Source organism: Actinomycetospora sp. 2LY8.5 (genome assembly GCF_057180585.1).
The window spans coordinates 178,906-190,553 of the sequence record NZ_JBXUHE010000008.1 but is presented as its reverse complement, the minus strand read 5'-3'; the positions used below and the strand labels follow the sequence as shown (position 1 = coordinate 190,553).

Below are 11,648 nucleotides of genomic sequence, written 5' to 3'. Positions count from 1 at the left end.
GAACGTCCAACCCGATCCAACTACCCTCGCCAGGCACCGGCGCCTCCCTCGTAAATGCGGCACCGCCACCAACGACGGTGACCCGCGCCAACTTACGAGCGGAGGCGCCGGCCTCCATACGGTCTAGCACCGTCTCCCCCCGCCCAGGTCGGGAGCGCGAGCGGGTACTGCGCGGCGCCCTCGGCCGCCGGCAGCGGGGCCCTGCGGGGAGCCGCCGCCCGACCCGTCCCCGGAGCTCGCACAGCCGCTCAGCGCGAGCAGGGCCGCGAGCGCGACGGCGAGCGCGGTGCACCAACGGCGGCGGTGGGCCCGGGTGTGTGGCATCGGCCGTCCTCTCGGGTCGGGAGCGGTGCGCGGTCGACCCCGCGGGAGAAGCCGTCGTACGACGCGGTCAGGTTAGGGGCAGCCCTAACGCAGGTGGGTGCAGATTCCGACAACCCGCATACAGTTGGCGGCATGGACGAGTGCTCGTCGTCGCGCGTCCACGTCCCGCCGGTTCTCGATCGTCGACCTCGTCGAGGAGACCCAGCACGTCCTGCTATGGCAGGTGCGCGGCGAGTCGGACTTCGTCGTCGACGGCGAGCCCCGGCACCTGCGCGTCGGGCACGCCATCTGGGTCCCGGTCTGGACGCGGCACTCCTTCACCACCCACACGAACTCGGTGCTGCTGCCGATGTTCTTCGACGTCGCGGTGACCGCGACGACCCTGCGCGCCCCGACCGTCATCCCGGTCGACCGGGATCTGCGCACCCTCTTTCTCGCCTTCGTGCAGTCGACCTACACGATCATCAAGCCGAACATCAACATCGCGCGGCAGATCCTTGCGCTGATCGAGGAACGCCCGGCGCCGACGGCCCTGCCGATGCCGACCACGGCGAGCGCGGTGACCGTCGCCGAGGCCCTGCGCTTCAACCCCGGCGACGACCGCCGCGTCGACGAGCTCGCGGAGTCGGCCCACACCTCCACGCGCACGACCGAGCGCGCCTTCCTCGCCGAGACGGGCATGACACTGCGACGGTGGCGGATCGAGAACCGGATGGAGGCCGCCGGGGTGCTGCTGCGCTCCCGGACCACGCTCGACGCCGTGGCCCAGCGGGTCGGCTACACCGACACGAGCGCCTTCCGCCGCGTCTTCGAGGGCCACTTCGGGATCACCCCGGGGCAGTACGTCGCCCGCTACCGCGCGGAACCGTGACCGGTAGGCGTGAATCCGCTACGTGACGTGCGTCTCGGGCAGGACCGGTGTCCAGCGCGGCCGCCGTGACCTAGCGTGCGCGGCGAAGGGGAGTACTCCCACTCGCGGTGCTGCCGTCATCTCGGAGCCGGACGAACCCGGCCCCGGTCGCACCGGTCCGCGTCGGCGGGCGGAGGAGACCTTCAGCGTCGTCCGCTGGAGGTCCTGTCGTGAACGTTCCGCTCCGATTTCGTCGGTCACGTCCGCAGGCCCCACGAACCGACGCTGCGCGAGTCCGCGATCTGGTCGGCCGGCTACGTCGCTGTCGCGCTGGTGTTCGGTGTGGGTGTCGGCGCGGTCTCGGGCTGGCAGTTCGGCGGCGAGTACCTGGCCGGCTGGATGACCGAGAAGGCCCTCTCGGTCGACAACCTGTTCGTCTTTCTGCTGATCATGGGCGCGTTCGCCGTGCCCCGGGTCCACCAGCAGAAGGCGCTGCTGATCGGGATCGCGATGGCGATCGTGATGCGCGGGGCGTTCATCGTGGTCGGTGCCGCGGTGATCGAGCGGTTCGCCGCGGTCTTCTACCTCTTCGCGATCATTCTGTTCTGGCTGGCGTACTCCCAGATCAGGGAGGCGGTGTGGGGCGGGCGGCACGAGGAGTCCGACGCCGGCGACACCCGGCTGATCCGTGCGGTGCGCAGGGTGCTGCCCACCGCCGACGAGTACGACGGCGCGAAGCTCACGACGAGGATCGGCGGGAAGCGGCTCCTGACCCCGATGGCCCTGGTCATCGCCGCCATCGGCCTGACCGACCTGTTGTTCGCGTTCGACTCCATCCCGGCGATCTTCGGACTGACCCAGGAGTCGTACCTGGTGTTCACGGCGAACGCGTTCGCCCTGCTCGGCCTGCGCCAGCTGTACTTCCTCATCAGCGGGCTGCTCGAGCGACTGATCTTCCTCGCGCACGGCCTCGCCGTCATCCTCGCCTTCATCGGGGTGAAGCTGACGCTGCACGCGCTGCACGAGAACAGCCTGCCGTTCGTCAACAGCGGGCAGCCGGTGCCGGTGCCCGAGGTGCCGATCTGGCTGTCCCTGACCGTCATCACCACGGCCATCGCGGTCGCCGCGATCGCCAGCCTGGTCGTGACGAGGCGCCGCACCACGGGCGACGTCGCGTCGCACGGCGCCGCCGACGTCCGGGAATCGGCGTCGGCTACTCCGCCTGCCTGAGGTGCCGGTCCAGCTCCTCGGAGGTCAGCGGCTGTGGCGGCAGGGGCGCCGCCGAGTCCAGCCCCGCGGCGTGCAGACCGCCGAGGAACAGCTCGAGCTGCCGGTGGGTCAGGATCTCGTTGAGCTCGCGTCCGACGACCGGCAACGGACGTGACAGCTTGATGACGCCGGACAGCAGATCGATCGGTCCGATCCCCCGACGGAGCCGGCCGTCCTGCTGCGCGGTATGGATGAGCGACTCCATCCGCTCGAGGAGCCGGTCGCGGCTCGCCTTGAGCTCCCCGCCCTCACCGCGCAGGTCCTCCTCGAGCGTCGACGCCACCATCGGCATGAAGGCGCCGACCCGGAGTTCGGTCAGGCGGCGCAGCAGCTGCGCCAGCGCGTCCCAGGCGTCGGGGTGTGCGGCGACGGCGCGGTCGAGCTCCTCGTCGACCAGCGCCAGGTTGACGTGGGCGACCTGCCGGACGAGCCCGCGACGTTCGGGGAACCGCCGGTAGAGGGTGGCGATGCCGACGTCGGCCCGGCGGGCGATCTCCTCCAGTGGCGCGTCGATGCCCTGCTCCAGGAACACCTCGCGGGCCGCGCCGACGATCTGCTCGCGGTTGCGGCGCGCGTCCGCGCGCAGCCGGGGTGTGTTCTCGGTCAACCGGCAGCACCCGCTCCGACGATGTGGAGGACAGTCCTTCGCTTGTGCTAGCTTAGCCTCACCCTGAAACGGAGGATTTTCTTCCACTTATAGGAGCAACTGGTGTCCCCCACCCTCACCTCGGACGGCCACCCCTTTCCGATCCCGCGACAGTGCCCCCTCGCGCCACCCCCGGAGTACGACCGGCTGCGTACCGAGGAGCCCGTCTCGGCGGTGCAGCTACCCACCGGCCCCGCCTGGCTGGTGACGCGGTACGACGACGTCCGCACCGTGCTGAGCAGCCCGGCCTTCAGCGCCGACGGGACCCGGGCCGGCTTCCCCGCGCTCATCCCGGTCGCCGCGCAGATCCTGCGGCGCCCGCCGTTCATCCGGATGGACCCGCCGCGGCACACCTTCTACCGGCGCATGCTCATCCCGGAGTTCACGGTCAAGCGCATCAGGACGATGCGGCCCGGTATTCAGGCCACCGTGGACCGACTGCTCGACGCCCTGCTCGTCGGGACCCCGCCCGTGGACCTGGTCGAGGCGTTCGCGCTCCCCGTGCCGTCGCTGGTGATCTGCCAGCTGCTCGGTGTCCCGTACGACGACCACGAGTTCTTCCAGAGCAGGAGCAGGATCGCCGTCTCGGCGGCGAGCACCGCGGACGAGTCCGCGGCCGCGCTGGGTGAGCTCCGCACCTACATGGACGGTCTGATCACCCGCAAGCAGCACGAACCCGACGACGCCCTGCTGAGCACGCTGGTCACCGAGCAACTCGAGCCGGCCGGCGAGCTCGCCCGGGAGGACCTGGTGATGATGTGCCTCATGCTGCTCAACGCCGGGCACGAGACCACCGCGAACATGATCTCGCTGGGCACCGTGACGCTGCTGGAGCATCCCGACCAGCTCGCTGCGCTCCGCCGCGACCCCGACCTGCTCCCCGGCACCGTCGAGGAGCTGCTGCGCTACCTCAGCATCGCCGACCTCATCACCACGCGGATAGCGGCCGAGGACACCGTGCTCAGCGGCACCACGATCCGTGCGGGTGAGGGGGTCGTCGCCTTGCTGGCCGCGGCCAACTGGAGCCCCGGGACGTTCGCCGCGCCCGAGCGGTTCGACATCCACCGCGGGGGTCGACACCACGTCGGCTTCGGGTACGGCGTGCACCAGTGCCTCGGGCAGCACCTCGCGCGGCTGGAGCTCGAGATCGTGTTCTCCACCCTGTTCGCGCGCATCCCGACCCTGCGGCTCGCCGTCCCGGCCGACGAGCTCTCCTACAAAGACAGCAGCATCGTGTACGGGCTCCAGCGGCTACCCGTCGCCTGGTAGGTGCGGCTCCTCCCGGCTCGAGCGGGGACTACCCAGGTCCGCGTCGGCGGCGCCCAGCCCACCCTGCAGGGTCGCGAGACACTGTCGCCGAAGCTCCTCGCGGGTGAAGCCACCGGTGGCCAGCCACTCCACGCAGAGCGTGCGGACGAAGCCGAGCCAGGCCAGGATCGTGGCGGCGACGAGGTCCCGGGAGGCCCCGGCCGGGTCGAGCGCGTCGACGACGCGGTCGCGCAGCTCGGCGAGCTCGTCGGTGATGATCGTCTGGACGGTGGGGTCGCCGGCGAGGGTGCGGTTGGCGGCCACGACGGTGTGGCGGTGGGTCTCGAAGTAGTCGATGTGCGCGTCGAGCCCGGCCGCCACCTGGGTGCGCAGGTCGCCGTCGGCGTCGAACCGCGTCCGGTCGAGCAGGTCGCGCGCGGCACGCCGGTAGACCGCTGCGAACAGCTCCGGCTTCGTCGGGAAGTAGCGGTACAGCAGGCCCCGGGAGACCCCGGCCCGCGCCGCCACCCGATCCATCCGGACCTCGTCGTACGGGGACGCGGCGAACGCCCCGGCGGCCACCTCGATCAGCTGGGCACGCCGGTCGTCCGGGGTGAGTCGCGTCCGACGGGCCATCCCGGGCACGCTACTTGACACGTGTCTCATTGCGCCGCGACCCTTACTGGACACGTGTTCACCAGAGGAGGGGCGACATGGCACGAGCGCTGCGGGGGTTGGCGTGGACGATGGGCGCCGCGTGCGTGCCCATCGGGGTGGTGCACCTGCTCTGGGGTGTCGGGTCGGTACCGGGGCTGCGCGAGGCGAGCCCGACGGTCGACAGCCGGGAGCGATTCTACGGCGCACTCTTCGCCGGCTACGGGATCGCGTGGCTCCGCGTCGCCGCCCAGCGGCCGATCCGCGCCCGGTCGGTGCGGTTCCTCACCACGATCTTCTGGCTGGGCGGTGCCGGCCGGCTGTTGTCCCTGGTCCAGGCCGGACGCCCGCAGGGGTTCCAGGTGCTCCTCACCGGGATCGAGGTCGGGTTGCCGCCGGTGCTGCTGGCGCTGGCGGCCGCCGAGGATCAGGCGTCGCCCGGCCCGTCCGCGGCCATGCCGGCGGCGGCCAGCTCGGAGCGCGAGCGGACGCCGAGCTTCTGGTAGGCGTGGGACAGGTGGTAGCCGACGGTGCGCGGGCTGAGGAACAGGCGCGTCCCGATCTCCCGGTTGCTCAGACCCCGCGCGGCCCAGCGCGTCACCTGCAGCTCCTGCGGTGTGAGCAGGCCGGAGGGGTCCGGCGGGGAGGGAGCACGCGCCGCGTCCACGCCGTGGCCCGCGGCGCGGAGCTCGTGGCGGGTCCGCTCGACCCACGGCGTCGCCCGGAGACCTTCGAAGATCTCCTCGGCGGCGAGCAGCCGCAGCCGTGCCTCGGCCCGGCGGCGGGTCCTCCGCAGCCACTCGCCGTACAGGAGCTCCGTGCGGGCCCGTGAGAACGGCGGTCCCCCCGCCCGGTGCAGCTCGACGGCGCGGACCCAGAGCTCCTCGGCGTCCTCGTCGGAGGCGAGCAGGGCTCGGCAGCGCAGACCGATGGCCCGGACCCAGTCCTGAGCCGTGCGCTCGGCCCAGTCGGTGAAGTCCCGGGCGGCGCCGCTGCAGCGCTCGGGCCACCCGGACCGCACGGCCGCCTCCACCAGGTCGGGCAGGCTCGCGGTCAGACCGCTGCGGTCAGCGGCCCCGGCAGCGCTCTCGAGGCGGCTCAACGCCTGCTCGTGGCGCCCCATGCCCAGGTCGAGCAAGCTCAAGGCGCCGGCGGCGTGCATCGTCGCCGGCGCCTGCTCGCGCGCTCGCGCCGTCGCCGTCCACCGGTCGGCGGCCGCCTCGTCACCCCGCACCGCGGCGATCGCGGCCAGGATCGTCTCGAGGTAGGTCGTGTGGCGCTCGCTGCCGGTGTCGGCCGCCAGGCGCAGCCCCTCGCTCGCGGCCTCCTCGGCGTCGTCGTAGCGCCCCAGCATCTCGTGGGTCCGGGCCAGCAACGGCAGCGCGGCGACGAGCAGGCCCGGCGCCCCGTCCGCGCGGGCGACCCGCTCCACGCGGGCGGCCTCGGCCGCCGCGTCGGTGATCGCTGCCCGGACCAGGTGCAACCACCCGATGTGCAGCCGGACGGCCGGGTCGTCGGCGCCGTCGGCCAGCTCGGCGGCGATGTCCCCGAGCTCGTGACCCCCGGCTCCGCGCGTGGTGGTGGCGTGCAGTGCGGTCGCCAGCCGCTCGACCGCCGCCCCGCCCGTGCGATCGAGCCGCCGGGCCTGCTCGCCGACGCGCTCCAACGCGGCAGCGTCCCCGGCGTCGGACGCCGCCAGCGCCGCGTGCAGCAGCAGGGTCGCGGCCGCGGCCGGCGCGTCGCGGCGCACGAGCGGCACCAGCTCGGTCAGCAGACGCATCCCCTCGGCGGGGCGGTCCTGCTCGCCCAGCACCCGTGCCCGCAGCAGCGCGATCGGCACGAGCTCGCCCGGCGCGTCGACCTCCTCCGCGGCCCGGTCGGCCAGCGCGAACGCCTCGTCCGGCGCGCCGCCGTCGAGCGCGGCCGCCGCGGCGGCGAGCAGTCGGCGGCGCCGATCGTCGCGCCGCGGGCTCAGCTCGGCGGCCCGCGTCAGCATCACCACCGCCGCTCCCCCGCGGCGTCCGGCGGCCTGCTCGAGGGCGTCGGCCGTCGGCTCGTCCGGCGCGGTCGCGGCCTGGGCCGCGTGCCAGGCGTGCCGGGCGAGGTTGCCGCGCTCCGCGAACACGCGGGCGAGAGCGCCGTGGGCGGCGAGCTGCGCCGCGGCGGGCACCGACTCCTGCAGGGCAGTGGCGACCAGAGGGTGGCGCAGCACGACCCGGTCGCCGGTCCGCAGCACCAACCCGGCCTCCTCGGCCGGAGACAGGCGCGCGACCTCGCCGCCTAGGTGCTCGGCGGCGCGGGCGGCGACGGACAGATCGCCGGAGCCGTCCAGGGCGACCGCCTGCAGCAGCGTCCGCGCCGACTCGGGCAGCGCCCGCACGGCGACGGCGTACCGACCGACCAGCCTGCGGTAGGTCGGCGAGCCCTGCCCGGGAGCGGCGCCGTCGGCGCTCAGCTCCAGCAGGGCGAGCGGGTTGCCGCGGGCCTGGGCGAGCATCGCGCGGCGCGCCGGCGTCGAGACGTCGGGGCGCTGCGCCAGGACCTGCTCGGCCGCGGCGTCGTCGAGCGGGCGCACGGTCAGCTCGGGGAGTCCGGTGTCCTCGAGGGGTGACGAGGGGTGGGCGACGTCGTGGCTGCGCAGCCCCGCCAGTACCGCGACGGGCTCGGCATCCAGGCGGCGGATCGCGAACAGCAGCGCCTCGAGCGAGAGTCGGTCGAACCACTGGACGTCGTCGAGCAGGCACAGCACCGGCTCCCGCTCGGCGAGCTCGCCGAGCAGCGCCAGGACGGCCGCGCCGACCCCGAACCGGTCCGGGCGGCCCTGCGCGACCGTGCCGAGCAGCAGCTGCGCCGGGCCGGGCGGGAGCAGCTCGGCGATCTCCTCGCGCACCGGCCGCAGCAGCACGCTGAGCACGCCGCCCGGCAACGTCGCCTCGGCCTCGATGCCACCGGCACGCAGCACCCGGAACCCGGCGGCATCGGCCGCAGCCTGCTCGAGCAGGGCGGTCTTGCCGATGCCGGGCTCGCCGCGTAGGACGAGCACCGCGCTCTGCCCGGCGAGGGCCCGGTCGCGCACCGCGGCGAGGCGACGGCTCTCGTCCTCGCGCCCGTGGAGCACGGGCTCACGGTAGTTCCGGGTCACGTGCACCGTCGAGCGAGCTCAGCGCCCGTAGGGGACCCGATCCCGCGCGTTCCGCAGCGCCCGCCCCCACCAGACGAGCTGGTCGAGCATGCCCTTCGCGGCGCCGTGGGCAGCGGCGTCGTCGGTCTCGCCGGGCTCGTCGAAGGCGTCCCAGCAGCCGTGGAAGCTGACGGAGTCGCGCACCGTCATCGCGTGCACCTCCGCGAAGACCGGGCGCAGGTGCTCCACCGCACGCAGGCCACCCCCGAGCCCTCCGTAGGAGACGAATCCGACCGGCTTCGCCTTCCACTCGTCGAGGTACCAGTCGATCACGGTCTTCAGCGACGCCGGGTAGCTGTGGTTGTACTCGGGCGTGACGACGGTGAAAGCGTCCGCGCGGGCCAGCCGGGGCGCGAGCGCCGTGACCGCCTCCGGGTCGGGGTCGCTCATCCCGCCGAGGGTCGCCGGCAGCTCGGCCTCGGCGAGATCGATCACGTCGACGTCGAGGTCGGCGCGCTCGGTCGCGACGCGCGCGAACCAGTCCGCGACCGTGGGGCCGAAGCGTCCCTCGCGCGTGCTTCCGACGATCACCGCGAGGCGCAGTGGCGTGCTGCCGTTCATGGGAACCTCCAGGTCCGGGCCGGTGCTCCGGCCGATCGGCACCGACGCTAGGTCGAGCTCCACCCGCGGCGGATCGGTCGAACGACCGGGCTGACCGGGTACCGCGGACCCCGGTCGCTCGACCGATCCGCAGGCGAGGGCCCGGTTCCTACCGTCCCGTTCATGACGCGCTCGCCCCACCAGCCACCGGCGCCCCCGCGCACCGACATCGCCGCCGAACCAGGCGCCGACGGCCAAGACCGGATCCGGTGGACCCCGCTGCTCGCCCTCGCCGGCGCGATGCTGGCCGTCACCTCCGACATGAGCATCCCGGCCGTGGCGCTGCCCTCGATCGGCGCCGCGTTCGGCGCCGACGCCGCCTCGGTCACCTGGGTGATGCTGGCCTACTCGCTGCCGATGGCCGCGGTCTGCATCCCCGCCGGACGGTGGCTCGACCGGGCCGATCCGCGCCGGGTGCTGCTCGTCTCGATGGCCGGCGTGGCGCTGGCGACGGTGCTCGTGGCCACGGCCCCCACCCTGAGCGTCCTGATCGCGTCCCGGTTCGTGCAGGGCCTGTTCGGCGCGCTCACCCTCGCCGCCTACCTGCCGGTGATCCGCGCGGCGGTCCCCGAACGGCTGCGCGGGCGCGCGATCGGCGCGGTGGTCACGGTCATGACCGTCGGCGGCACGACCGGCGCGCCTCTCGGCGGCGTCGTCGCCGCCGAGGCGGGCTGGCGGGCCGTGTTCCTGGTGAAGGTCCCGGTGCTCCTGCTGGCCGCCCTGGCTGCCGTGCGCAGCATCCCGGACACCGGACGCGGCCTGCCCCGCCCCGGCGCGGGGATGTGGCGGGAGGCCGTCGTCCTCGGGGGTGCGGTCGCCGCCGTGCTCCTCGCGCTGGACATGGCCGGGGCCGCGCCGTGGACAGCCGCCGGGCTGGGGCTCGGCGCGCTTCTCCTGGGGCTCGTGTGGTCGCGGACCGGCGCGTCGGCACCGGTGCTCGCGCTGCTGCGCCGGCCCCGCTTCGGCCTGACGGCCGCCGCGATCTTCCTCCTGTCCTGCCACGGCGCCCTGTCGGTGTTCCTGGTGCCGTTCCTCGTCGCCGACGTCCTCGGGCGGGGCGCCGAGGTCACCGGGCTGCTCCTGCTGGTGCAGGTGGGAGCGATGGCGCTGGTCACCCCGCTCGCCGGGTGGCTGTCCGACCGGTTCGGCCCGGTGCCCACCACTGTCGGAGGGGCCGTGCTCACGACCGGGGTGACCCTCGGACTGGTCGCCGTCGGTCCGACCACGTCGGTCGGCGTGCTGGCCGTCGGGCTCGCGCTGGCCGGAGTGTCCTTCGGTCTCACCAACACCCCGATCATCGCGGCGGTGATGGAGGCCGCCCCCGCGACGGCGACCGGAACCGCGGGTGGGGTCTCGAGCACCTCGCGCACCGTCGCGATGACGGTCGGCCCCGGCGCGGTCGCCCTGTGCTGGACGCTCGCCGACGGCGGGATCGCGGGCTTCCGCCTCGGGGTCGCCGTCCTGGCCGCGATCCAGGCCCTCGGCGTCGTCGCCCTGATCGTCGCGGGCCGGCGCTCGTGAGCACCGTCCGCGGGCCGTCGACCACGACCGGTCCCCGGACGCCGCGGGCGTTGCGCCCGTTCCGGCACCGCGACTACCGGCTGCTGGTGGCCTCGATGGCCGCCTCGCTGTTCGCGTCCGGGATCTGGTTGCTCGCCGTCGTCTGGCAGGTGATCGCGCTGGGCGGCGGTCCGGCGGTCCTGTCCGCGGTGAGCGCGTCGGCCTCGGCCGGGCTGCTGGTGAGCGTGCTGATCGGCGGGGTGGCCGCCGACCGGCTGCCACGCCGCGCGCTGCTGATCACCGTGGAGGTGGTCCGGATCGCGGCGGCGTCGGCCGCGACCGCCCTCGCCCTCGGCGGCACGCTCGCGGTCTGGCACCTGGCCGCACTGGCGTTCGTGATCGGTGCGGCCGAAGCGTTCTACTTCCCCGCCTTCTCGGCGCTGCTGCCCACCCTGCTGCCCCCGGGGCGAGCTGCTGGCCGCCAACGGGGTCGAGCAGACGCTGCGCCCGGTCGCCGCGCAAGCCGCGGGACCCGCGCTGGCCGGTGTCCTCGTCGGCGCGTTCGCCCCGGGCGCGGGCCTGCTCGCGGCCACCGCGGGATACGTGCTGGCGCTGGTGCCGTTGCTCCGGCTCCGGCTCCGGCTCCGGGTCGCGTCGCCCGGCGGGACCCTCGCCGCCCCCGCGAGCGGCGGGCGCCCCGCCGGTCGCGAGGCGGGGACCCGCGGCTCGGTGCTCGCCGACCTCCGGGAGGGTGTCGCGTACCTGCTCCGGACCGGCTGGTTGTTCGCGAGCCTCGCGTTCGCCCTGCTCTACGTCCTGCTGATCATCGGACCGATCGAGGTCCTGCTGCCGTTCGCGGTGCACGACCGGGCCGGCGGCGGGCCCGCCGGGTACGCCCTCGTGCTGGCCGCGTACGGCATCGGCGGCGCGGTCGGCTCGATGGTCGTCGCCTCCCGCAGGCCGCCCCGCCGCTACCTGTCGACCATGCTGGTGCTGTGGGGCGCCGGAGCGCTCCCGCTGATGGTGCTCGGGCTGACCACGCGGACCTGGCTGATGGCCGCCGCGACGTTCGTGGTCGGCGCGACCGGGGCCGCCGCGATGGTCATCTGGGGGACGCTCCTGCAGCGCCGGGTGCCCGCCCACCTGCTCGGTCGCGTCTCCAGCCTCGACTTCTTCGTCTCCCTGGCCCTGATGCCGGTGTCGATGGCACTGGCCGGGCCCGTGGGCGACGCCGTCGGCATCCCCGTCACGTTCGTCGCCGCCGGGGCGCTGCCCGTGGTGCTCGCGGTCGCCGCGATCGCGCTGGGGCGCCTGCACCGCGACGAGGCCGCGCACCCCCTCGAGACCTGACCGACGATGCTCCGGGCATCCGCCCC

At 74.2% G+C, this 11,648-nt stretch carries 8 protein-coding genes and 2 pseudogenes; 6 read left to right on the top strand and 4 right to left on the bottom strand.

All coding sequences use genetic code 11. The features are described 5' to 3' along the window. Window positions 1-448 precede the first annotated feature (448 nt). Both AC2A1K_RS12965 and AC2A1K_RS12960 read left to right on the top strand, forming a co-directional pair. Window positions 449-1,195, top strand: a complete 747-nt coding sequence (locus AC2A1K_RS12965; RefSeq protein WP_483896713.1) for an AraC family transcriptional regulator — start codon at window positions 449-451, stop codon at window positions 1,193-1,195. A 237-nt stretch (window positions 1,196-1,432) separates the two neighbouring features. Continuing rightward, window positions 1,433-2,404, top strand: a pseudogene (locus AC2A1K_RS12960) (TerC/Alx family metal homeostasis membrane protein); the annotation flags it as partial. Here the strand turns inward: AC2A1K_RS12960 and AC2A1K_RS12955 are convergent. Next, window positions 2,388-3,050, bottom strand: a complete 663-nt coding sequence (locus AC2A1K_RS12955; protein WP_483896712.1) for a TetR/AcrR family transcriptional regulator — start codon at window positions 3,048-3,050, stop codon at window positions 2,388-2,390. The pseudogene AC2A1K_RS12960 and the gene AC2A1K_RS12955 sit on opposite strands and share 17 nt — an antisense overlap. A 102-nt stretch (window positions 3,051-3,152) precedes the next feature. Between AC2A1K_RS12955 and AC2A1K_RS12950 the strand changes: the two genes are divergently transcribed. Next, the gene (locus tag AC2A1K_RS12950) at window positions 3,153-4,358 is read left to right on the top strand and encodes a cytochrome P450 (RefSeq protein WP_483896711.1); all 1,206 of its coding nucleotides are present in this window, start codon (window positions 3,153-3,155) and stop codon (window positions 4,356-4,358) included. Here AC2A1K_RS12950 and AC2A1K_RS12945 read toward each other — a convergent pair. Next, window positions 4,341-4,973, bottom strand: coding sequence for a TetR/AcrR family transcriptional regulator (locus AC2A1K_RS12945; RefSeq protein WP_483896710.1), 633 nt, complete (start codon window positions 4,971-4,973; stop codon window positions 4,341-4,343). The two genes, AC2A1K_RS12950 and AC2A1K_RS12945, sit on opposite strands and share 18 nt — an antisense overlap. 77 nt (window positions 4,974-5,050) lie before the next feature. Here AC2A1K_RS12945 and AC2A1K_RS12940 point away from each other — a divergent pair, with 77 nt between their 5' ends. After that, window positions 5,051-5,497 (top strand): DUF4345 domain-containing protein, encoded by a 447-nt coding sequence (locus AC2A1K_RS12940; protein ID WP_483896709.1) that lies wholly within the window; start codon window positions 5,051-5,053, stop codon window positions 5,495-5,497. Here AC2A1K_RS12940 and AC2A1K_RS12935 read toward each other — a convergent pair. After that, window positions 5,419-8,133 carry a LuxR C-terminal-related transcriptional regulator gene (locus AC2A1K_RS12935; protein ID WP_483896708.1) on the bottom strand — a complete coding sequence of 905 codons (2,715 nt, stop codon included), beginning with the start codon at window positions 8,131-8,133 and terminating at the stop codon, window positions 5,419-5,421. The two genes, AC2A1K_RS12940 and AC2A1K_RS12935, sit on opposite strands and share 79 nt — an antisense overlap. 18 nt (window positions 8,134-8,151) lie before the next feature. After that, a complete protein-coding gene (locus tag AC2A1K_RS12930; RefSeq protein ID WP_483896707.1) occupies window positions 8,152-8,733 on the bottom strand; it encodes an NADPH-dependent FMN reductase in 582 nt (193 codons plus the stop codon). A 162-nt stretch (window positions 8,734-8,895) separates the two neighbouring features. On the opposite strand from AC2A1K_RS12930, the gene AC2A1K_RS12925 reads away from it, so the two are divergent. Next, window positions 8,896-10,293: an MFS transporter gene (locus AC2A1K_RS12925; RefSeq protein ID WP_483896706.1), complete on the top strand. Its 1,398-nt coding sequence runs from the start codon at window positions 8,896-8,898 to the stop codon at window positions 10,291-10,293. Between the two features lie 15 nt (window positions 10,294-10,308). Next, window positions 10,309-11,622, top strand: a pseudogene (locus tag AC2A1K_RS12920) (MFS transporter); the annotation flags it as partial. Window positions 11,623-11,648 lie beyond the last annotated feature (26 nt).